18 protein-coding genes are annotated in these 21,625 nt (G+C 69.9%); 11 read left to right on the plus strand and 7 right to left on the minus strand.

Going from position 1 to position 21,625, the window contains the following annotated elements:
• Positions 1-50 precede the first annotated feature (50 nt).
• The 7 genes from ABZ893_RS07700 to ABZ893_RS07730 all read right to left on the minus strand — a co-directional run bounded on the left by ABZ893_RS07700 (position 51) and on the right by ABZ893_RS07730 (position 6,802).
• The gene (locus ABZ893_RS07700; RefSeq protein WP_361398407.1) at positions 51-836 is read right to left on the minus strand and encodes an SDR family oxidoreductase; all 786 of its coding nucleotides are present in this window, start codon (positions 834-836) and stop codon (positions 51-53) included.
• 49 nt (positions 837-885) lie between these two features.
• The gene (locus tag ABZ893_RS07705; protein WP_361398410.1) at positions 886-1,803 is read right to left on the minus strand and encodes a VOC family protein; all 918 of its coding nucleotides are present in this window, start codon (positions 1,801-1,803) and stop codon (positions 886-888) included.
• Between the two features lie 9 nt (positions 1,804-1,812).
• Entirely contained in the window at positions 1,813-3,288 is a 1,476-nt protein-coding gene (locus ABZ893_RS07710) for an NAD-dependent succinate-semialdehyde dehydrogenase (RefSeq protein ID WP_361398413.1), read from the minus strand.
• Positions 3,285-4,277 (minus strand): hypothetical protein, encoded by a 993-nt coding sequence (locus tag ABZ893_RS07715; protein WP_361398417.1) that lies wholly within the window; start codon positions 4,275-4,277, stop codon positions 3,285-3,287. Before ABZ893_RS07715 ends, ABZ893_RS07710 begins: the two co-directional genes overlap by 4 nt.
• A complete protein-coding gene (locus tag ABZ893_RS07720) occupies positions 4,274-5,296 on the minus strand; it encodes a dihydrodipicolinate synthase family protein (RefSeq protein ID WP_361398420.1) in 1,023 nt (340 codons plus the stop codon). Before ABZ893_RS07720 ends, ABZ893_RS07715 begins: the two co-directional genes overlap by 4 nt.
• A 61-nt stretch (positions 5,297-5,357) precedes the next feature.
• On the minus strand, positions 5,358-5,531 hold the full coding sequence (locus tag ABZ893_RS07725; RefSeq protein WP_361398423.1) for a ferredoxin: 174 nt from the start codon (positions 5,529-5,531) through the stop codon (positions 5,358-5,360).
• Positions 5,532-5,545: 14 nt separating this feature from the next.
• Positions 5,546-6,802 carry an NADH-ubiquinone oxidoreductase-F iron-sulfur binding region domain-containing protein gene (locus ABZ893_RS07730; RefSeq protein ID WP_361398426.1) on the minus strand — a complete coding sequence of 419 codons (1,257 nt, stop codon included), beginning with the start codon at positions 6,800-6,802 and terminating at the stop codon, positions 5,546-5,548.
• 233 nt (positions 6,803-7,035) lie between these two features.
• Between ABZ893_RS07730 and ABZ893_RS07735 the strand changes: the two genes are divergently transcribed.
• From ABZ893_RS07735 to ABZ893_RS07785, 11 genes are all read left to right on the plus strand, one after another.
• Complete coding sequence (locus ABZ893_RS07735) at positions 7,036-7,842, plus strand: IclR family transcriptional regulator (RefSeq protein ID WP_361398429.1); 807 nt, start codon at positions 7,036-7,038, stop codon at positions 7,840-7,842.
• Positions 7,843-8,152: 310 nt separating this feature from the next.
• Positions 8,153-9,811 carry a hypothetical protein gene (locus ABZ893_RS07740; RefSeq protein ID WP_361398431.1) on the plus strand — a complete coding sequence of 553 codons (1,659 nt, stop codon included), beginning with the start codon at positions 8,153-8,155 and terminating at the stop codon, positions 9,809-9,811.
• Positions 9,812-10,210: 399 nt separating this feature from the next.
• Complete coding sequence (locus ABZ893_RS07745) at positions 10,211-11,353, plus strand: ring-opening amidohydrolase (RefSeq protein ID WP_361398434.1); 1,143 nt, start codon at positions 10,211-10,213, stop codon at positions 11,351-11,353.
• A 75-nt stretch (positions 11,354-11,428) separates the two neighbouring features.
• Positions 11,429-12,892: an amidase gene (locus ABZ893_RS07750; protein ID WP_361398437.1), complete on the plus strand. Its 1,464-nt coding sequence runs from the start codon at positions 11,429-11,431 to the stop codon at positions 12,890-12,892.
• 15 nt (positions 12,893-12,907) lie between these two features.
• Positions 12,908-14,251 carry an MFS transporter gene (locus ABZ893_RS07755; protein ID WP_361398440.1) on the plus strand — a complete coding sequence of 448 codons (1,344 nt, stop codon included), beginning with the start codon at positions 12,908-12,910 and terminating at the stop codon, positions 14,249-14,251.
• 118 nt (positions 14,252-14,369) lie between these two features.
• On the plus strand, positions 14,370-15,251 hold the full coding sequence (locus tag ABZ893_RS07760; RefSeq protein WP_361398443.1) for a fumarylacetoacetate hydrolase family protein: 882 nt from the start codon (positions 14,370-14,372) through the stop codon (positions 15,249-15,251).
• Between the two features lie 106 nt (positions 15,252-15,357).
• The gene (locus ABZ893_RS07765) at positions 15,358-18,723 is read left to right on the plus strand and encodes a molybdopterin cofactor-binding domain-containing protein (protein WP_361398446.1); all 3,366 of its coding nucleotides are present in this window, start codon (positions 15,358-15,360) and stop codon (positions 18,721-18,723) included.
• Positions 18,720-19,205, plus strand: a complete 486-nt coding sequence (locus ABZ893_RS07770; RefSeq protein WP_361398448.1) for a (2Fe-2S)-binding protein — start codon at positions 18,720-18,722, stop codon at positions 19,203-19,205. Before ABZ893_RS07765 ends, ABZ893_RS07770 begins: the two co-directional genes overlap by 4 nt.
• Positions 19,202-20,338 carry an aminotransferase class I/II-fold pyridoxal phosphate-dependent enzyme gene (locus ABZ893_RS07775; protein WP_361398450.1) on the plus strand — a complete coding sequence of 379 codons (1,137 nt, stop codon included), beginning with the start codon at positions 19,202-19,204 and terminating at the stop codon, positions 20,336-20,338. Before ABZ893_RS07770 ends, ABZ893_RS07775 begins: the two co-directional genes overlap by 4 nt.
• Before the next feature lie 87 nt (positions 20,339-20,425).
• Positions 20,426-20,983, plus strand: a complete 558-nt coding sequence (locus ABZ893_RS07780; protein ID WP_361398453.1) for a thiamine pyrophosphate-binding protein — start codon at positions 20,426-20,428, stop codon at positions 20,981-20,983.
• A complete protein-coding gene (locus ABZ893_RS07785) occupies positions 20,980-21,579 on the plus strand; it encodes a thiamine pyrophosphate-dependent enzyme (protein ID WP_361398456.1) in 600 nt (199 codons plus the stop codon). Before ABZ893_RS07780 ends, ABZ893_RS07785 begins: the two co-directional genes overlap by 4 nt.
• The last annotated feature ends 46 nt before the right edge of the window (positions 21,580-21,625 follow it).

Consider the following 21,625-nt stretch of genomic DNA (forward strand, 5'->3'; position numbering starts at 1 on the left):
TCTCCTCTCTGCTGGAGTGGGTACGGGAGTGCGGTGAGCGGGGAACGGGGTCATCGCGTGCCCGCGAGCACCGAGAGTCCGCCGTCGGGTCGCAGGACCTCGCCGGTCATCCCGGCGGCCTCGGGCGAGGCGAGGAACAGGTACAGCGGGGCGAGTTGCTCGGCGGACAGCACGATGCGCAGCGGGTTGAGGTCGCGGACGGCGGTCCGGAGCGCGTCGGGGTCGTCGAACAACGGCTGTTCGCCGCCGTCGGCCGTGCCGGCCCGCAGCGCGGTGAGGACACCGCCGGGGGCGACGCCGTTGACCCGCACCCGTGGGGCCAGCTCGGCGGCGAGGTGCCGCACCAGCCCGAGGGCCGCGTGCTTGGCCGTCGAATAGGCGAGTCCGGCGCCGTTGCCGGCGACCATGAAGGACGCGTCGGACAGGGTGAAGGTCATGCAGCCGCCGGTCTCCGCGAGCTGCTTCACGCAGGCGCGGGCACCGAGCGCGTAGCCCACGACGTCGACGTCGAGCACCCGCCGCATGATGCGCCCCAGATCTTCGGGCGCGGTGTCGGCGAAGGTGAAACCGCCGTCGTGGATACCGGCGTTGCCGACGAAGTGGTCGATGCGGCCCGCCGCGGCGAGGAGCGCCCGCGCGGCGGTGGCGTTGTCCTCGGCGGAGGTGACGTCGCCCAGGACGAGCTCCGCGCCGGACGGCAGTGCCGTCGTGGGCGGGTTCCGGTCGAGGACCACCACCTGGTCCCCGGCCGCACAGTGGGCCTCCACCACCGCGCGGCCGATCCCCGAGCATCCTCCCGTCACCAGTACACCGCGGCTGCGTGCCGTGGAACGCATGAGCCCTTCACCGCCTCTCGCGCGTTGTTCGCGGCTGTTCTCGCGATTTCTAGACCGGGCAGGCGGTCCACAGGCCCGGGTCGGTGGGCCGGTGCATCTCGGTGAGGATCACCTCGTCGAAGGGGTTGGACGTGCCCCACTGGTCGGTGTCCTCGGGACTGGTGGAGTAGACCTTGGGAACCCAGCCGTGCTCGTCGTCGATCTCCCGCAGGGCGGTGGTGTACTCCATGACGAAACCGGTGCCCGGGTCCTGGAAGTAGGAGAACGTGTTGTCGCCGGCGCCGTGCCGCCCCGGACCCCACAGCGGCGCGTGTCCCAGCCGCATCATCGCCCCCGTCGCCCGCATGAACTCGTCCAGGCCGCGCACCTCGAACGAGACGTGGTTGAGCGAGGTGCGGGTGGACCTGGCGAACGCGAGCAGGTGGTGCGTGCGGCCGGCGCGCAGGAAACAGAAGAAGTCCTCGACCCAGTCGGACACCCTGAATCCCAGCGCCTGCTCGTAGAACAGCCGAGTCCTGGTCAGGTCGGGGGTGTTGAACACGACGTGGCTGATACCGCGGGGGCGCCGCTCGCCGGCCTCCACCTCGCGGAACGGACGCGGGGCGACCTGTGCGGCGACCTCGACGACGCGTCCGTCGCAGTCGAAGAACCGGAAGCCGTACCCGCCGCCCAGATCCTGGCGCACCCCCGGTTCGGAGATCATCTTCGACTGGGGATGGGCGGCGACCCGTTCGGCGTAGGAGTCCGCCTGGGCCGGGGTCGCGACCGCCAGGCTCACCAGGTCGACCTGCGGAGCGTCGGATCGGCGCAGCCGCAGCACGTGAGCGTCCGGGCAGCCCGCGCCCAGATACAGCCGGTCATCGTCTTGCTCGACCTCCTCCAGGGCCCAGTAGCGTGCGTAGAACTCCCTGGCGCGCGCCAGGTCCGGTACGCCGAGTCCGACACTGCGGACGTGGGTGATCGTCATGGTGCCTCCTCAGACGTAGGGGGTGGCGACGTACTTGGTCTCCATGAACTCGAGCATTCCGTCGTGGGCGCCCTCCCGGCCCAGACCGCTGTGTTTGCTCCCGCCGAACGGTGCGGCCGGATCGGAGACGAGCCCGCGGTTGAGCCCGACCATGCCGCAGGCCAGCCGCCTGCTCACGGAAAGGCCGCGCTCCAGGTCCCGGGTGTACACGTAGGACACGAGCCCGGCGTCGGAGGCGTTCGCCCAGGCGATCGCCTCGTCCGCGTGGTCGAAGGGGGCGATCGGGGCCACCGGTCCGAAGATCTCGGTCCGCATGATCTCGCTGGTGGGCGAGACGCCGTCCAGGACGGTGGGCGGGAAGAAGAAGCCGCTGCGCTCGGGGGCGGAGCCTCCGAGTACGAGCCGGGCACCGCTCTGCACCGCGCGGTCGACCAGTGCCGCGACCCGGTCCCGTTCCGCCTGCGAAACCATGGCACCGATCTCACTGCCCGGTTCACTGCCGGGCCCCATCCTCAGGCCCGCCATGCGCCCGGTGATCCTGGCCAGGAACTCCTGGTGGATCCCGCGCTGCACGAAGATGCGGTTGGCGGCGGTGCACGCGGCCCCGCCGTTGCGCAGCTTGGCCAGCAGGAATCCCTCGACCGCGTCGTCCAGGTCGGCGTCGTCGAACACGATGAACGGGGCGTTTCCGCCGAGTTCCATCGAGTTCCTGGCGATGGTGTCCGCCGATCGACGCAGCAGTACCCGGCCGACCTCGGTGGAGCCGGTGAACGACAGGGCCCGCACCCGGGGGTCGGCGAGCATGGCGTTCACCGCCGGTCCCGGTGGGTCGGGCAGGATCACGTTGACGACCCCGGCCGGCACACCCGCCTCTTCCAGGAGCCTGGCGATGAACAGTGCGGCCAGCGGTGTCTGCATCGCGGGTTTGAGTACGACGCCGCAGCCTGCGGCGAGCGCCGGGGCGATCTTGCGGGTGGCCATCGCGGCCGGGAAGTTCCAGGGCGTGACGAGCAGGGCCACGCCGACCGGTTCGTGCGACACCATGATCCAGTTGTGTCCGGCGGGGGAGCGGCGCAGGTCGCCCGGGACTCGGACGGATTCCTCGGCGAACCAGCGGAAGAACTCGGCCGCGTACGCGACCTCCGCGCGCGCGTCGGCGCTCACCTTGCCGTTCTCCAGTGTGATGATCCGGGCGAGTTCCTCGGCGTCACGGTTCATCAGGTCGAAGGCGCGCAGCAGGATCTGCGACCGCAGCCGTGGCGCGGACGCGGCCCAGGCGTCCTGCGCCCGGAACGCCGCGTCGACCGCGGCCAGACACTGGTCGACGCTCGAGAGCGACACCTCGGCGAGCACGCTGCCGTCGGCCGGGTTCACCACTTCGCGCCGGCCGCCCGCGCCGCGCACCCAGGTGCCGTCGATGTAGGCGTCGACGGGCACCAGCGCGGCGCCCGGCCGCTTGGCGCCCGTGGTCCGCGCGGGCGTCACAGGTTCACCTTCGGCACCGACAGCGGCGCGATCCGGCGGCCGAAACCGCGGGCGGCCGCGGAGTCCAGAATCGCCGCGGCGAGCACGAGGTCCTGTTCCGGGGACCCGATCGATTTGTACACGGTCATGGCCTCGGCCTTTCCTTGTCCCTGTCGCAGCGCCGTGCCGAGGAGCTCGACCCGGTCGGGGTCCAGGCCCCGGTCGTGGGCTTCCAGAGCGTCCCCGGACTCGTGCAGGACGTCGGGGGTGTCCACCACGACACGGGCTGCGCCGGCGAGGATCTCGCCGCCGAGCTCCCGCTGGCCGGGCAGCGTCGAGCCGATCGAGGCGATCACCGGGATGTCCATGACGTCCGCGCCGTGCAGGACGACCCGGCCGCCGGAATTGGTGGCCGCGTAAACGAGGTCGGCGCCCTCGAGCGCCGCGGCCGGCTCCGCGTGCGCGGTCGCGGTGAGGCCGGTGCGCTGCGCGACCTCGCGGACGAACGCCGTCCGGTTGGCCTCCCTCCTGCTGGTCACCCGGACGTCGTCGAGGGTGAGCACCCCGTTCAGGGCCGCCACGCCGGCCAGGGCTTCGGCGCCGGACCCGACGACGGCGAGCCGGGTCGGTGCGCCTGTGTCCATGAGGTGCCCGACCGCGACGGCGGCGGTCGCCGCTGTACGCAGGGTGGTGACCAGGGCCGCGTCGACCGTGCCCAGGGGGCGGCCGCTCGCGGTGTCGAAAACGTGCACGCAGTAGCGGACCGAGTTGTCCGGCGCGAGGTGGAACTCCTTGTAGCCGAAGATGCCCAGGGCGGAGACCTCTGCCGCCATCAGACGCATCCAGCCGCCGGCGTAAGGCAGGGTGAGCCGCTGGGAGGTCACCTGCCCGCTCGCCCGGGCCAGGGCCGCCTCCCGTGCGGCGGTACGCGCGATGTCCCAGGTGATGTGCTGTGCGACGGCCACGGAGTCGACGTGCAGGGGATCGGGATCTGCGGGGCCCAGGGTCATGGCGTCACCCGGCCGGTGAAGAAGTGGGCGTCGGGGGCGTCGGTGACGGCCATACCCGAGGCGAGCGCGGCGGAGCGCAGGAGCTGCATCTGCCGGTCGTGCAGCCGGCTGTGCGGGCTACGGACCGGTCCGCCGTTGAATCCCCGCAGCCAGCCCTGGTACTTCCACAGCAGTCGGTGCACGAAGGAAGTACCGGCGTTGGACTCCTTCATCAGGCCGCCGGCGGCGGCGCGCGCCGGATGCACCGACCAGTACAGCTCCATGGCCTCGTCGGCTCTGCCCTTGTCCTGCGCCAGAGTGTGGATGCGGGGTACCACATCGCCGAAGTACTCGTAGTTGGACGTTCCCATCCACGGCATACCGAAGGTGCTTGCCCAGGCCGGGGCGTTCATCTCCAACGGGTCGGAGACCAGCACCCGGTCGCTGAAGCGCCGGAAGACCTCGGCGAGGCCGGCGACGCCGGGGTCGCCGATCTCGTTCTTGATGGCCACCACGTTGGGGATGGTGTCGACGATCTCCTCCAGCCACGCAGGCGCGAAACCACTGGGGTGGAGCCGGGTGAAGTTCCACAGATTCATCGCGAAGACGATCACGCCCATGCCGCTCGCCCGGGCGACGGCGCGGGTGTACTCCACGATCTCGGCCGGGTCCTGCGGGTAGAAGCCGATCGGGTAGGAGGGCATGACCAGGTCGACTCCCTTGCCGGCAGCCATCGTTGTCAGTGCCACGTTCTGCGCGAGGGTGCCTGCCGCGGCCTGGACGATGGTCACCATGTCGTCGCCGGCCTCGTCCACGGCGACCTCGACGAAGCGCTCGAACTCATCGGCCGTGGTGCCGCATTCGCCGACGATCAGGAAGCCGGTGAAACCCAGCTCGCGTTCGCGTCGGATGTCGTGTCGGATCGCCTTCTCGTTGAGGTCCTGCTGGTCCGGGGTGAACGAGGGCATGACGCAGCCACTGACACCCCGGAGTCTCTCCATCGCCCAGGAACGGGCGCTGCCCGCTTCGAACTTGGCCATGACGTCTGTTCTCACCTTCGTCGCAAGGTCTCTTGGGATAGGGGAGGCCGCCGCGCGCGGCCTACTCCTGGAGCGCGATCGCGTGAGCGGGGCAGGCCGCCGCGGCACGCCGGACCGCCGCTTCCTGCTCCGGGGGCAGCTCGTCCTCGACCGCCTGCGCGTAGCCCCACTCGTCGAGGGTGAAGACATCCGGCGCCTCGTCGGCACAGGTGCCGTAGGCCTGACACCTGCTCATGTCGACACGGACCTTCATCGGCGTTCCTCCAGTTCTATCGGCCAGCCGGCCGCCCAGCAGGTCGCCGGGAGCCGGTCGGTGGTTGCCGCGCAGCGTCCGCAGGACGAGTCCAGATGGGCGGCGACCAGCGCGCGGTGCTCGTGGAACAGGCTGTTCAGCAGGCCCGCGGCCGCGTCGAGGGTTCCGCAGGCCCCCCTTCCGCGCAGCGAGACGCTCCACGACCGCAACCGCTCCACCCCCTGTGCGGTGGCCGACCCCCCTGCCAGTGCCTCGACCCCGCCGAGCATGGCGGCTATGCCTCTGAAGCACGGGCCGCACTGGTGGGCGTTCTCCCGGTCCAGGTAGTGCAGGATCTCGGCGACAGCGGTGACCGGGCAGGTGTCGGTGAGCACCATGACGATGCCGCAGCCCAGGGATGAGCCGACCGCTCGCATGGCCTGATGCCTCAAGGGCACCGTGAAGCAGCCGGAGGTGGCGAACCCGCCGAAGAATCCGCCGAGGATCACCTGCGGTTCCCCGGCGGCCGGCCACAGCGCGAGCCGCCGGAGCACCGAGCGCAGGTCGACGTCGTCGGGGACTTCGACCAGGGTCCGCTCGCCGTGGTCGGTGACGACCGTGAGCAGGACCGTCGAGCCGGGCCCGGGGCCCGAGCGTGGCGGGGCCTGTGTCTCTCGGCGCACCGCGTCCGCGAGTTGGGCCAGTGTCTCCACGTTGGACACCAGTGTGGGAGCGTCCCGGACGCCGTGCTCGAACGGGCGCGGAGGCTTGGCGGTGGGTTTGGCCGGCCCACCGGACAGTGCCCGCACCACCGCGGTCTCCTCCCCGCACACGTAGCCGGCCGGTGCGGCGAAGACCTCCGTGGCCGGCAACTCGCCCCGCAGCGCGACCCGTTCGGTGACGATCCGTCGGCAGCCGGGTTCGCTGACGTAGAGGTGGATCCGCTCGGCGGCCAGTGCGCGGCCGACCACCGCGGCCCCGTCCAGGACGAGGTCGGGGCACAGGGACAGCAGGACGCGGTCCTTCACGCTCGCCGGTTCGCCCTCTTCGCCGTTGGCGACGACGTGGGGTGCCCGGCCGCGGGCGCGCGCGCTCTCCTGGACGGCGCGCAGCTTGCGGGCGAGCGGGAAGCCCGCCCCGCCCCGGCCGCGCAGGTCGATGCGCTCGCACAGGGAGATGAGGTCCTCGATCCCGAGCCGGGGCAGTGCCGGGCCGGCCCGGCGGTTGCGAGGCGCGAGCACACCGCTGTCCCCGAGCCCGGGCCAGCGCAGCATGCGAGTCGGGGCCCCGCCGGCGAGGGCCTGGCGGCGATCCGCCCGCACCTCGGCGGTGCCGTACGCCACCAGTGCGGCGCCGCTACCGGGGCCAAGTGGTCCACGGTCACCTGTCGCTCCTTCGCCCACGGGTCCTCCTGTCACCGGAATCGTCCGGACGGGCTGCCGGGCCAGATGTGCGACGTTAGGAGCAACTACCGGAGAAAGGAAAGAAATAGCCCTAACATTCCTCTATGGGAAAAGACTCGCCCGTAGGAGGCAGCGGCCTCGGCTCCGTGACCAATGCGCTGCGGCTCCTGTCGCTGCTCACCGAACACCCCTCCATCCGCGTGGTGGATGCCGCGGACTTCCTCGGCATCGCCCTGTCGACCGCTCACCGGCTGCTCAGCTGTCTGCGGGACGAAGGCTTCCTGCAGCAGGCGAACGGGTCCCGGCGCTACACGGTGGGCCCTGAGACGCTCCGGATCGCCCGGCACTTCGCCACCCAGCACACGCTGGAGCACGCCGCGCACCACCATCTCCAAGCGCTCTGCCGCGATCTGAACGAGACGGTGAACCTGCAGATCCTTCTGGGGGCCGAAGTGCTGTGCGTCGATGCCATCGCGGAGACCAGCCACACCCTGCACGTCAAGCACATCGCCGGCCAGCGCACCCCGGCGAACGCCTCGGCCGCGGGCAAGCTCCTGCTGTCCGTACTGGACCCCGGCGAGGTACGCGCCCGCTTCCGGGAAGGCCTGCCCGCTCTGACCGCACACACCATCGCCGACCCCGACGCCTTCCAGCAGGAACTCGAGGCCGTACGCAACCGCGGCTACGCGACCAACATCGAGGAGGGGGAGGAGGGCGTGTACGCGGTCGCGGTCGCCATCATGGACACCAGGCAGCGCCCGATGGCGGCACTGTCGGTCGCATCCCCCGCGACACGGCTCCCCGCGGCCCGGGTGCGGACCATCGTTCCGCAGCTGCGCCGGGCCAGCAGCGCGATCACCGCGGAATTCTTCGCAGTTCAAGGGGTGAGCGCGGAGCCCCGGGGAGTGTGACCCTCATTCCCCGCCGGACCACAGCAGCCGGCGCACGGTTTCCGCACTGCGGGATGTCTGTGCGAGATCCTCCCGTCGGCGCGGCGAAGTCCCCTAGTGTCGGGCACACGCCAAAGAGGCCGCGCCGGGGCCGCAGTCCGGGCGGCGCGATGTCGCCCTTGCCCGCTCCACGAGCAGCAGAGCCGCCGGCGGGACCGAAGTCGACCTCCTGTTCCCCGCATATCGACCGCAGCTCCGCAGCACCCCGGGAAGTGCGCACCCCTTCTCCGAGCCTCAAGTCCGATCCCCCGTCCAGGATCCGAGGTCCACCATGAAGCTGTTTCGACCATGGAACTCATCCGCCGAAACCGAACCGGATCCCACTCCGTCGCACACGGCGGCCGCTCAGCTCTCCGACGCCCCCGACTCCTCGCGGGGCGCTTTGAGGATCACGTACACCGACGACCCGCGCGTGGCGCGGGAGCAGCGCAGCGAGGACTACGCGACCCATGTCGTCCCGCCGAGCGCCCGGGTCCCGCGAGGAAAGCTGACCATGGCCGCGTGGTCGCTGCTGAGCGCGCTGAACTGGGTGTTCTACGGCGCACTGGCGGCCGCTCTCGTCGGCACCGCCCAGGCGATCGCCGGGATCATCGTGTCGGTCGTCGTGTATTCGGGCATCAACGCCTTCATGGCCGGTTACGGAACGAGGTTCGGGCTCGGCAGTTTCCTGCTGTCCCGGCGCATGTTCGGCATCCGCGGCGCCTGGCTCACACCGCTGCTCATCGCCACGGGCACGACGTACTTCGCGGTCTTCGAGAGCAGCGTCCTCGCGGTGGCCTTCAAAAGCTACTTCGGGGTGCTGGACATCAGGTGGTGGTACCTGATCGTCATCGCCGCGATCCTGCCGCTGACGCTGGGCAGTGTGCAGACCTGGCTGGCGAAGGTGAACGCGGTCCTGCTGCCCGTCTACGTCCTTGGGATCGCCGCCGCCGTCGTCGTCGCGGCCGTCCGAAACCACTCCGGCACGCAATGGCTGGGCTTCGCGGGCCTCGATCCCGGCGCTCCACACCCCATCCCGGGATGGCTGGAGGTGTTCTGCCTCTACATGGGGGTGTGGCTGCTCATGCCGGTCACCGTCGACTTCGCGACGCTGGGCCGGGCCAAGGACCTGAAGTTCCATCAGAACGTGACCTTCGGCTGGGTGTTCTACACGTGGCTCTTCCTCCTGAACGGGAGCGCGGGAATCTTCCTGGTGCACACCGTGCTCCCGGGCCGGCCGGCCGCGGAGACGGGAGTCGTGCAGGCCCTCCTGGGAACTCTGGGAGGGTTCGGCGTGATCCTCCTGGTCGCGACGCAGACGAGGATCAACACGACCAACTACTACCTGGCTTCCGGCAACTGGCACCGGTTCTTCTCCGGTGCCCTCGCGCTCAGACTTCCCCGCGTGGCCTGGGTCGGCATCGTCGCGGCCGGCGTCTACCTCCTCATGCTGACCGATGTCTTCAGCTACCTCCAGCGAGCCCTCCTCTTCCAAGGGGTCTTCCTGGTCGGCTGGGTGGGAGTCGTGATCACGCATTTCGCGCTCAGCGGAGCCGACCGCAAGGCCGAACCCGAGTTCCGGGCGACCCGGGTCGGGGCGCTCACCCCAGGGTTCGGTGCCTGGCTGCTGTCGGCCGTGGTGGGAATCGCGCTGGTCGCCGAACCGGAGGCGTTCCCGGTCCTTTCGCCTCTCGCGCCGCTCGTGACGCTGGCCACCAGCATGGTTTCCTACGCGCTGGTGTTCACGCTGCTTCCCTCGGGCCGGAAGGGGGACGGGGCCCCCGACCTCCGGGACGAGGTGGACGACGTGTGGGCGGCGCGCGTGCGCTGCGACACGTGCCACCGCTCCTACGTGGCCCTGGAGATGGACTTCGTCGAAGACGGCACGAAGGCGTGTTGTCTCGCGTGCGCCGACCACCGGACCAAGCCGGCCAGGAGTGCGGCGACCTGACGGTGGCGACTGCCGCGGAGGCCGGCAGCTGGCCGGCGCAGAGGAGCTGACGGGGCGTAGTTTCCGTATAGAGGGATTTTTTGACGGAATCTTCCGCCACGGCGGGATAAGGCCTAGTGTTCCTGGCAACTGGAGCCGACCCGAACGGTCCCTCCAGCTGACGACTCGCCGGCTTTCCGAACCAGAGCAGAGCCGGTGAACATCCGCCGGGTCGTCAGCGCCTCCCGGCCCGGACGACCCGGCCTTCTCCACCGCGCGGGCACAGCCGCCTGACCGTCCGTACGGGTCCCACCCATCGCTCCAGAACGTGCCGGGAAGCCGTCACCGACGCACCACCGGACCGCCGCGCCGACGCGCAAGGCGGCCGGCCATCGGAACCAGGAGAGGGAGAGGAAGCACGTGCCTGAGCCCATCGAAGTCCGCAAGGTCCCCATCCAGAGCGTCAGCGACACCTCCGGACTCGCCCAGCTCATCGACACCGGGGTGCTCGAAGCCGACCGGGTCATCGCCGTCATCGGCAAGACCGAAGGCAACGGCGGAGTCAACGACTACACCCGGATCATCGCCGACCGAGCCTTCCGGGAACTCCTGGTGGACAAGGGAACCCGCAGCATGGAGCAGGTGAAGCTGGTTCCGATCGTCTGGTCCGGCGGCACCGACGGCGTGCTCAGTCCCCATGCGACGGTCTTCGCCACCCTGCCACGGGAGCGGGCCGAGCCGACCGACGAACCCAGGCTCACCGTCGGGTTCGCCATGAGCGAGCCGATCCTGCCCGAGGAGATCGGCAGGTCCGCGATGATCGAGAAGGTGGCGGCAGGCGTCCGTGCGGCCATGGCCGCGGCAGGCATCACCGATCCCGGCGACGTGCACTACGTACAGACCAAGACCCCGCTGCTCACCGTGCACACCATCCGGGACGCCACGGCGCGCGGTCAGCAGGTGTGGACCGAGCAGACCCACGAGTCCATGGACCTGTCCAACGCGACCACCGGCCTCGGGGTCGCCGTGGCGCTCGGCGAGATCGACATGCCCTCGGACGCGGACGTGATGCACAACCGCGACCTGTACTCCTCCGTCGCCTCCTGCTCCTCGGGGGTGGAACTCGACCGGGCGCAGATCGTGGTGGTCGGCAACGTCCGTGGTGTGGGCGGCCGTTACCGCATCGGGCACGCGGTCATGCGCGACGCGCTCGACCAGGACGGCATCTGGGCGGCGATCGAGAACGCCGGCCTGAAGCTGCCCGAGCGTCCGCGCCACACCGACCTGCACGGCAGGCTGGTCAACGCGTTCCTCAAGTGCGAGGTCTCCCCGGGAGGAATAGTGCGCGGCCGGCGCAACGCGATGCTCGACGACTCCGACGTCCACTGGCACCGGCAGATCAAGTCCTGCGTGGGCGGCGTCGCCGCGGCCGTGACCGGCGATCCGGCCGTCTTCGTATCGGTGTCCGCCGTGCACCAGGGTCCCGCCGGCGGCGGACCGGTGGCCGCGATCGTCGACCTCGGCCCCGACCCGGCGACCGGGTACCGCTGCACAGGCGACTGACCCTCGGACGTGCCGCTGAGGGCGGACGCCCGACGCCGCTTGGTATCCGCCGGACCATCACGACGGAGAGGCCTCATGACTGCGACTACCGCCGGCACGACAGCGCCCCCGCCGGCACAGGGCGATCTCACCGCGCTGGACGCACTGGCGCTGTCGGCCGCCATCCGGGACGGTGCGGTCTCCTGCCGCGAGGTGATGCAGGAGTTCCTCGCCCGCATCGACCGGCTCAATCCGCACGTGAACGCCATCATCGCCCTGCGCGACGAGGACGAACTGCTTGCCGAGGCCGCAGAACGCGACCGGATGCTGCGCCGGGGCGAGTGCCTGGGCCGGTTGCACGGGCTACCGCACGCGGTGAAGGACCTCTGCGACGTGGCAGGGATGGCGACCACCAAGGGTTCGCCCCTGCTGACGGAGAACGTCCCCGCCACCGACTCCCTGCACGTCCGGCGGATTCGCGACGCCGGAGCCGTCATCATCGGCAAGACCAACACTCCGGAGTTCGGTCTCGGCTCGCAGACCTACAACCGGGTGTTCGGGACCACCCGCAATCCGTACGATCCGGCCCGGTGTGCCGGCGGCAGCAGCGGCGGCGCGGCGGCGGCGCTGGCCCTGCGGATGCTTCCTGTCGCCGACGGCACCGACTTCATGGGCTCGCTGCGCAATCCGGCCGCCTTCAACAACGTCATCGGTTTCCGTCCCTCCTACGGGAGGGTTCCGGAGCCTGGTTTCGTCGCCGTTCCGGCGGTCGCCGGCCCGATGGCCCGGTCCGTGGCCGACGCCGCCATGCTCCTGTCGGTCATGGCCGGGCCCGACGACAGTGCGCCGCTGGCGATCGAGCAGGATCCGGCCAGGTTCGCCCAGGCGCTGGACCACGACCATCAGGGCACCTGCATCGCCTGGGTCGGCGACTTCGACGGCTACCTCGCCACCGAACCCGGCCTGCTCGACCTGTGCCGCAGCTCGTTCGACGCCTTCGAACAGATCGGCTGCACCGTCGAGGAAGCACTGCCGACGATGCCGCCCGCCCAGGTGTGGGAGACCTTCCTGCTGTGGAGGCACTGGCTCACCGCCGGCGCGCTGTACCCGCTCTACGCCGATCCGGCCTCCCGTTCCCAGCTCAAACCCGAGGCGGTCTGGGAGATCGAGGGAGGTCTGCGACTGAGTGCGCACGACGTCTACCGCGCAGAGGAGATGCGGCTCCAGTGGTACGCCTCGGTGCAGGAGCTGCTGCGGCGGTACGACTTCATCCTCGCCCCGTCGGCCCAGGTCTTCCCCTTCGACGCGGACCTGCCCTGGCCGCGTGAGATCAACGGGCGGCCGATGGACACCTACCACCGCTGGATGGAGACCGTCGCCCCCTGGTCCCTGACCGGCCTGCCGGTGCTCAACCTCCCGGCCGGCTTCGACGAGCGCGGCCTGCCGATGGGCGTCCAGGTCATCGGACGCAGCCACGCGGACCTCGCGGTCCTGCGCCTGGGCCACGCCTATGACCAGGCGACCCGGTGGCCCGGGAAAGTCCAGCCGCAACTGCCGTAGGAAAAAGGAGGGACCATGGAGTCCGCCGAATCCGGCGCTCTGCCCCACAGACCCAGCCACGCCCGCATCGCCTTCGCCACCGGCGTAGGCACGGCGATCGAGTACTACGACTTCGTGATCTATGCGATCGCCGGCAGTGTCGTGTTCGGAAAACAGTTCTTTCCCGTGAGCGATCCCATGGTCGGCACGCTGCTCGCGTTCGCCACCTTCGGTGTGGGATTCATCGCCCGACCATTCGGCGGCGCCGTCGCAGGCCATTTCGGTGACCGTCTCGGCAGGAAGTTCATGCTCGTCGTCACCATGGTGACGATGGCGGTTTCCACGTTCTGCATCGGACTGCTTCCCAACTACGCGGCCATCGGCGTGTGGGCGCCCGCCCTCCTGGTGCTCGCCCGGCTGGTCCAGGGATTCTCCGCAGGCGGCGAATGGGGCGGCGGAACGGTGACGGCCGTGGAGCACGCACCGCCGGGCCGGCGCGGACTCTACGGGAGCTGGACGATCCTCGGCACGTCCATCGGACCCATGCTGGGAATCGCGGCCTTCACCTTGGTGGGAGGCCTCGACGCGCACGCGTTCGCCTCCTGGGGATGGCGTCTTCCCTTCCTCGCCAGCGCCGCACTCCTCGCCGTGGGCCTCTACATCCGGCTCGGCCTCACCGAGACCGGGGACTTCACCAGGATGAAGTCGGGCGGCCAGATCGCGCGCACACCCGCTCTCGACGTCATCCGCACACACCCCGGTGTCCTGATCCGTTCGATCGGGTCGGTCATCGCGTTCTCCACCATGGTGTACATCGCTTTCACGTTCGTGCTGTCGTACGGCATCGAAGAACTCGGCTTCGCGCAGACCACCTTCCTGAACTTCACCATGATCGCCCTGGCCTTCAATGTGGTGACTGTTCCCTTCTTCGCGGCACTGTCCGATCGCGTCGGCCGGAAACCGGTCATGCTCGGCGGAGCCGTCTTCCTGGTCCTCTTCGCCTTCGCGTTCTTTCCGATGCTGGACACCAGGAACCACGCGGTCGTCCTGCTGGCGCTCATCCTGGCCAACAACTCACCCGCCCCCATCTACGGGCCGATGGCCGCGCACTTCAGCGAACTGTACGAGCCGAGAATCCGATTCAGCGGAGTGTCCCTTGGCGTCCAGACCGGACACGTGCTCGGCGGAGGCCTCGCCCCCTTCCTGGCGACCGCGCTGTACGCGGCCGGCGGCAGGTCGGTCTGGCCGGTCGCGGTCTACCTCGCGGTGACAGCGCTCATCAGCGTTATCGCGATCGCCGGCCTGCCCGAGACGGTCCGCTCCCGCCGGGGCGCGGTCGCCGACCGCGACCGCAGCGAACCTGCGGCCGAAGCCACGTGAGCACAGCGGCCGCCGCCGCACCACCTGATCGCGGCCCCGGTGTGAAACCTCTCCCGTCCCCGACCGGTGACGGGCGCAGAAAAGGAGATCGAGAAATGGCGACCCACGCCTACCGCCTGTGCACCTACCGCTACGGCGGCTCGAATCGGTCGGTCTCGGACTCGGCGAGAATCCGGACACCGTCATCGACGTCGAGCGATGCTTCCCCCACCTGCACCGCGAGCGTAACCAGGGGCAGTTCGTCGAGTGGCCGACCCGGCTGGACATGCCGGCCGTGCTGACGGACTGGGACTACTTCACCGAGCGCCTGGGGGAAGTGGCCCGCCGGGCCGCGGCGGGCGAGCTGCCCGCGCCGGGTGAGAGCGGATTCGTGCACCAACTTGAGGACGTAGAGTTCGCCGCGCCGCTTGCGAACCCGGGGAAGATCCTCAACGCCGGCGCCAACTACTACGACCACATCAAGGAGATGGGCACGGTCGAGATCTCTCCGGAGACGGACGTGCCCTACATCTTCCCGAAGACGCCGAACAACTGCATCATCGGCGACGGTGAGGCCATCCGGCTGCCGAAGAAGCGCAACTGGGGCGTCGCCCAGTACGTGGACTGGGAGGCCGAGCTCGCGGTGGTCATCGGCCGCACCGCCGAGGACGTCTCGCCGCAGGAGGCGAACGACTACATCGCCGGCTACACCATGTACCAGGACATCTCCGGCCGGGACCGCATGATTCGTGAGACCGGTCCGTTCCCGTGGGACTGGTACGCCAACAAGTGCAACGACACCTTCGCCCCGATGGGGCCCTGGATCGTGCCGCAGGAGTTCCTGCCGGACGTCTCCGACCTGCGGATCCGGTCGGTGGTCAACGGCGAGGTCCAGCAGGACTCCTCCACCAAACACATGATCTGGAACGTGCAGCAGATGGTGTCCTACGCCTCGGAGGTCACCCGTCTGGAACCCGGCGACGTCATCGCCACCGGCACCCTCACCAACCCGGCCCGCTGACCATCGGCGCGGGACGTGGGACGAGCACTTCCGGTATCCCTGCCCCCCGTGCCGCGACGGCCTCCGGCGACCAAGCAGCCCACAGTCCAGAACCTAGGAGCCCACATTGGCTTCCATCGGGGAGCACCGCAAACCGGTCGACTGGGCGGCGATCACCAGCGGCACCGCCAGGTACACCGCGGACATCGACCTGCCCGGGGAACTCGTCGCCGCGGTGCTGCGCAGCCCGCACCCGCACGCCCGGATCCTCGACATCGACACCCGCGACGCCAAGGCGGTCCCCGGCGTGCGAGCGGTGCTCACCGCGGCCGACCTGCCGGCCCGGACCTACCTCGACTACCGGGCCGCCGACTCCGACCGGCTTCCGCTGGCCCGCGAGGTGGTCCGCCATGTCGGCGAACCCGTCGCTGTGCTGGCCGCTGAGAGCCCCGAGGCGGCCGACCGGGCGCTCGCGGCGATCAAGGTGCGCTACCGGCGGCTTCCCGCCCTGGACGCCGTGGCCAAGGCGCTGCGGCCGGGCGCTGCCGCGATCCACGAGGGAAGCCCGGACAACATCGCCAAGCGGGTGCACCAGCAGTTCGGCTCTCGACAGGAGGCCGAACGAGCGACTACGCACAGCGTCGCCGCCCGCTATCTGTCGAGTCGTCAGGCTCACGCCACGATGGAGCCGCACACGGTCATGGCGCACTGGTCGCCGCGCGACGAGATGCTGCACGTCTGGGCACCCTCGCAGAACCCGCGGATGCTGCGCCGGGATCTGGCCCAGCTCTTCGCCCTGGACCCGGACCAGGTCCGGATGCACGAGGTCGCCGTGGGCGGCGACTTCGGTGGCCGCACCCAGATCTCCAGCACCGAGGCACTGGTGTGCGCGCTGAGCTTGGCCACCAGCCGTCCGGTGAAACTACGTCAGTCGAGGGCTGAGGAGTTCGCCTTCACCAAGTCACGGTTGAGCTGGGACACGCGGATCAGGATCGGCTGCGACAGCTCGGGGAACCTGACGTACCTGGGAGCCGACTTCGACGTCGACAACGGCGCCTACAACATGGCCGGACCCGGCGAAATGGACTACGGCTCGGTCGCCATCGCCTCCTCCTACCGGTTCTCCAGCTATGACGGTGACGGCCGCTGCGTGTACACCACCAAGCAGCCTCCCTCCTCGTTCCGAGGCGCCGGCGGCTTCGCCGTCAACTGGACGCTCGAGTGCGCCATTGACGAACTGGCGGAGAAGGCGGGCAGCGACCCGATCGACTTCCGCCTGCGCAACGCACTCAGCGAGGTCGGGGAACGATCGATCACAGGCTGGGAAATCAAGTCAAGCGCTCTCAAGGCGTGCCTGGAGACCGTACGTCGGGAGATCGACTGGGACGCGAAGCGGGCCCGGGGCGGTACCGGACGAGGAGTCGGGGTGGCGTGCAGCATGCACGTCACCGGCCTGCGCCGCGAGTACATGCTGCGTTCGAGCGCCGCCATGGACCTCTCCGCCGACGGACGCATCACGCTGCTGTCCGGCTGCGGGGATGCCGGCACCGGGCAGAAGACCCTGATCTGCCAGGCGGTCGCCGAGGTCCTCGACATCGACCCCGATGACATCGCGATCGTCACCACCGACTCCGCCCGGACCCCGCACGATGCCGGCGCCGGCGCGTCGCGCGGCAGCTTCGTAGCCGTCAGCGCCGCCCGGCGGCTGGCCGAGGACGTCAAGGCCACCTTGGTGCGGGCCGCCGCGGAGAAGCTCGCCGCGGACCCCTCCGAGATCGCCTGGCAGGACGGACACGCCGTGCGCGGCGACGACCGGTTGAGCCTGGGCGACCTGGGGGCACTGTGCGCACCGCAGGGTGAGGCGCTGCACATCGAGTCCGAGTTCACCGGGGAATGGACGGATCCCACCCCCACTGGGTACGGGTACGAGGACATCGCGCCCACCTATTCCTTCGCCGCCCAGGCTGTGGAGGTGGAGGTGGACCAGGACACCGGGGTGGTCCGGGTGGTCAAGGTCGTCGCGGCCCACGACTCCGGCACGATCCTCAACCCCGTCACGGCACGCGGACAGGTCGAGGGCGGGGTGGTGATGGGCCTGGGAGCGGCGCTCGGTGAGGAACTGATCTACGAGGCCGGCCGGACGGTCAACCCGAGCTATGTCGACTACCTTGTGCCCCGGGCCACGGAGATGCCGCAGATCGACGTGCACTTCATCGAGACCGAAGACCCGGCCGGTCCGTTCGGCGCCAAGGGCCTCGGTGAGATCGTCCTGCTTCCGACCGGAGCGGCGCTGACCAACGCAATTGCCCACGCGGTGGGCGTGCGGCTCCGTGAGGCGCCACTCACCCCGGACAAGGTGTTGCGGGCGATACGGGCCAGAGACGGACTCCCGGCTCGGGCGGGCTCGGTCGGGCGCGACCCGAAGCAGTGGTGGACGGAGGGCATGCGGCGGGCGTATCCGTACGGGGTGCATGCCGCCCTGGCGCGCATCGGCCCGCGGATCGCGCCCACGCGTCCGGCCGGGAGGATCAGCGATGTCGTGCGACCGGCGTCGCTGGGCGAAGCGCTGTCGCTGCTCGAGCGGCACCAGTCCGCAGCCCCGCTCGGTGGTGGCACCGACCTCCTGGTGAGAGAGCGTCAGCAGCTTCCAGTCGCGCCTGTGCTGGTGGATCTCTCCCGCTGCCCCGAATTGACCAGCGTGGGCACCGCTGCCGACGGATCCCTGCGGATCGGCGGCGCGGTCACCCTGGCCGCACTGGCAGCCGATCCCGCGGTCGGCCCCGCCCTGCGGCAGACCGCGGCGCAGATCGCCACCCCGCAGATCCGGCAGGCCGCGACCGTCGCCGGCAACCTCTGCCAGGCCAAACGCTGTTGGTTCTACCGCAACGGCTTCGACTGCTACAAACGCGGCGGCGTCACCAGGCCGTGCTACGCGGTGATGGGGGACCACCGCTTCTACCACGCGGTGGAGGGCGGACACCGGTGCCAGGCGGTGACACCCTCGGACCTGGCGACCACGCTCATCGCGCTCGACGGTCTGGCCCGGATCGACAGCCCGGACGGCCCCCGCACCCTGCCGCTGGAGTCGCTCTACTCGGGGCCGGGGGAGGTAACGCTGGCCGACGGCGAGGTCATCACAGCCATCGACGTGCCGGCCCCGGCGCGCCGGCGCACCACCCGGTACCGCAAGCTCGCACTGTGGCACGGCGCGTTCGCCGTGGCCACGGTCTGCGTGTCCGCCGCCGAGCCGGAATCGGGGCGGGCGGACCACGTCCGGATCGTTCTCGGCGGCCTGGCACCCCGGCCGTACCGCGCCCGCGCGCTCGAACGCATCCTCGAAGGCAGGCCGGTCACCGCCGTGTTGATCGAGGAGTGCACCAGGACGTGGCTTTCCGGTACACACCCGCTGCCGGGCAATCACTGGAAGGCGTTCGCCGGCAGCAATGTCCTGGCGAGCGCGCTGCGAGAACTGTTTCCTGTGGTGGCGCCATGAAGAAGCTGATCGTAGTGAACGGTGCGGAACACACGGTTGACATCGCTCCGGCCGAGCGGTTGCTCGACACGCTCCGGGAGCGCCTTCGTCTCACCGGCACCAAGCAGGGATGCGGCGTTGGAGAGTGCGGCACCTGCACCGTCCTCGTCGCGGGCCGGCCCCGGCTCTCGTGCATCACCCTTACGGCGACGACGGATTCCGAGGTCACCACGGTCGAAGGACTGGCCGACGCCGTGGCCGACCTTCGCCGCGAATTCGCCGAGGAAGGCGGATTCCAGTGCGGCTTCTGCACCCCTGGACAGGTGGTGAACGCCTTTGCACTGGCGCGGGACCGCGCTGTGTCCGCAACACCGGCAACCGAGGAGTCCCTCCGGCAGGCAATATCCGGAAACATCTGCCGGTGCACGGGCTACCTGGGCATCCTCCGCGCCGTACACCGCGAAACGAAGCGTCAGGAAGAAACCGGAGGAGTAGGCCCATGAAGCTTTCCCGCGCCGCAGCGAACCGGCCGAAGTCGGGCGTGCGCAAGATGATGGAGCTCGCCTGGGGCCGCGACGACGTGGTCCACCTGGAGGTGGGGGAGCCTGGCTTCCCGACACCGGCCCATGTCTGTGCGGCGGCCCAGCGCGCCGCCGAAGCGGGCCACACCCGATACGCTCCCACGCCGGGCCTGCCCGAACTGAAGGAAGCGCTCACCCACAAGCTGCGTACCGTCAATCAGATTCAGGTGCCTGGCTCGCACCAGGTCGTGGTGAGCAACGGCGGGGCGAACGCCCTGTTCGCCGTCTTCGGCTCGGTGCTGGATCCGGGCGACTCCATTCTGATCCCCGACCCGGGCTGGTCCAACTTCACGATGATGGCCAACGCGTTCGGCGCGCGCCCGAAGTACTACCGGCTCACCGCCGACGGCGGATACCTCCCTGACCCCGAACAGATCGCCGCGCTCATCGACGACTCCACCAAGGCCGTCGTGCTCAACTCGCCCTCCAACCCACTGGGCAGCGTGATACCGAGGGAGCTGGCCGAGCGGCTGTTCGAGGTGTGCGCGGAGAAGGACGTCTGGATCATCTCCGACGAGTGCTATGACGGCATCGACTTCTCCGGTGAGTTCGTCAGCATCGGCAGCCTGGAGAAGGAGCCCCGACGGGTCATCTCGGTGTTCAGCTTCTCGAAGGTCTACGCGATGACCGGCTGGCGCGTGGGGTACTGCGTCCTGCCGCCCGAGGTCGTCGACCCGGTTCTCACCTTGCTGCAGCCGAGCGTGATGTGTGTGAACACGCCGGCCCAGTTCGGGGCGCTCGCCGCGATCACCGGGCCCCAGGACTACCTCGACGAGTGGCGCGAACAGTACCGGGAGAACCGCGACCTGGTCCTGAACAAGATCTCCGGGTCGCCGTTCACCGCGCACGCCCCGGACGGGGGCTTCTACGTCTGGCTGAGCACCGGTGACTCCGCACTGACCAGCGAGGAGTTCGCGGTGAAGCTCCTCGCCGACCGGGGGGTCGCCCTCACCCCCGGGTCGGCGTTCGGGGCCCTGGGCGAGGGGTACGTGCGACTCTCGCTCGCCACGTCCCACGACCGGCTGGCCGAGGGGATCGACCGCTTGCTCGCCTGAACGACGGCACGACCGCCCAGACCAAGCGAACTGCGCCGCCCGGCCGGGACAGTGTCGGCCGGGCGGAGAAGACGAAGGAGCGTACCCATGCCGCAACAGACGAAGCCCCCGGGCCGGGCCCGCTACATCCACGACAAACAGGTCGTCGCGGGTGTACACCGCGCCCTCCGCGAGGCTGGCATCACCTTCGCGACCTACTTGCCGGAGACCATCCTGTACCCGGTGATGGCCGCACTCGAGGAGGACCCCGATGTCATCAGCGCCTGCGTCGCACGAGAGGACGAAGGCGTCGCGATGGCGGTCGGGGCTTTCCTCGGCGGCCGATGGCCGGTGCTGATCACCGAGGCCTCGGGGCTCGGACTGTCCGGACTGATCCTGGCCCGGGCCCTCGTGCAGCGCACCCCGCTGCTCATCCTGGCCAGCCACAACGAAGCACTCGGTGAGCGGCACGACTACACCGCCGCGGCCCGCCGGGTCGGCGAGCCGCTGCTGCGCGCGCTCGGAATTCCCTACGTCGTGACCCGCGACGGGGCGGAGGCACCACGCCTGATCAGAGAGGCGCAGATGACCGTCCAGGGCGATCGACGCCCGGTCGCGGTGCTCTTCCCGCGGCACAGCCTGCACGTCAACGAGGACAGCCGGTGAAGCGCCGTGACGTGCTGGAGATCCTTGCTCGGTACCGCGGCGAGTCACCCGCGGTGGTGGGGCCCGGGTTCGGCGGCCGGATCCTGCATGAGATCGACCACCAGCCCGCCACGATTTACAACATGGAGTTCGGCTATCCGGCCGCAGTATGTCTCGGGCTCGCCCTGGCGCTGCCGCAGGAGCGGGTCTTCGCGATCGAGGGCGACGGATCGCTGATCGCCGCCCTCGGCACGTTGACCACCGTCGCTCGCTACGCGCCGCGGAACCTGATCATCCTGGTGATCAACAATCGGTCGTTCGCCACCACCGGGGCTCAGCCGACCGCGTCGGCGTCGGTGACCGACATCGCAGCAGTAGGCAAGGCGGCCGGGCTGGCGAGCTCGACATGCGTGGCTGACCTGGCGGCTGCGGAGGCGGCGCTCGGACAGGCAGTCGAGGCCGACGGCCCGCACCTGATCGTGGCAGATGTCGAGTACGAGGACGTGCAGTCGGCGGGACAGTCGAAGGCATATCCCTTCGACATCGTCGAAGCTGCGATCACCTTCCGCCGCTCACTGGAGAACCGTGGGCTGGTGCCGACCATCTGGGCGGTGTGATCAAGATCCGCAGGTCATGAACCGCGGCTGACCGGGTTCGGCCTAG

It is taken from the genome of Streptomyces sp. NPDC046821, from assembly GCF_040645335.1.
Lineage (GTDB): Bacteria > Actinomycetota > Actinomycetes > Streptomycetales > Streptomycetaceae > Streptomyces.

Excerpts from the sequence above, each read along its gene's own strand:
- ABZ893_RS07700 (WP_361398407.1), bottom strand. The coding sequence starts at position 836 with ATGCGTTCCACGGCACGCAGCCGCGGTGTACTGGTGACGGGAGGATGC.
- ABZ893_RS07705 (WP_361398410.1), bottom strand. The coding sequence starts at position 1,803 with ATGACGATCACCCACGTCCGCAGTGTCGGACTCGGCGTACCGGACCTG.
- ABZ893_RS07715 (WP_361398417.1), bottom strand. The coding sequence starts at position 4,277 with ATGACCCTGGGCCCCGCAGATCCCGATCCCCTGCACGTCGACTCCGTG.
- ABZ893_RS07720 (WP_361398420.1), bottom strand. The coding sequence starts at position 5,296 with ATGGCCAAGTTCGAAGCGGGCAGCGCCCGTTCCTGGGCGATGGAGAGA.
- ABZ893_RS07725 (WP_361398423.1), bottom strand. The coding sequence starts at position 5,531 with ATGAGCAGGTGTCAGGCCTACGGCACCTGTGCCGACGAGGCGCCGGAT.
- ABZ893_RS07730 (WP_361398426.1), bottom strand. The coding sequence starts at position 6,802 with ATGCTGCGCTGGCCCGGGCTCGGGGACAGCGGTGTGCTCGCGCCTCGC.
- ABZ893_RS07735 (WP_361398429.1), top strand. The coding sequence starts at position 7,036 with ATGGGAAAAGACTCGCCCGTAGGAGGCAGCGGCCTCGGCTCCGTGACC.
- ABZ893_RS07740 (WP_361398431.1), top strand. The coding sequence starts at position 8,153 with ATGAAGCTGTTTCGACCATGGAACTCATCCGCCGAAACCGAACCGGAT.
- ABZ893_RS07750 (WP_361398437.1), top strand. The coding sequence starts at position 11,429 with ATGACTGCGACTACCGCCGGCACGACAGCGCCCCCGCCGGCACAGGGC.
- ABZ893_RS07755 (WP_361398440.1), top strand. The coding sequence starts at position 12,908 with ATGGAGTCCGCCGAATCCGGCGCTCTGCCCCACAGACCCAGCCACGCC.
- ABZ893_RS07770 (WP_361398448.1), top strand. The coding sequence starts at position 18,720 with ATGAAGAAGCTGATCGTAGTGAACGGTGCGGAACACACGGTTGACATC.
- ABZ893_RS07775 (WP_361398450.1), top strand. The coding sequence starts at position 19,202 with ATGAAGCTTTCCCGCGCCGCAGCGAACCGGCCGAAGTCGGGCGTGCGC.
- ABZ893_RS07780 (WP_361398453.1), top strand. The coding sequence starts at position 20,426 with ATGCCGCAACAGACGAAGCCCCCGGGCCGGGCCCGCTACATCCACGAC.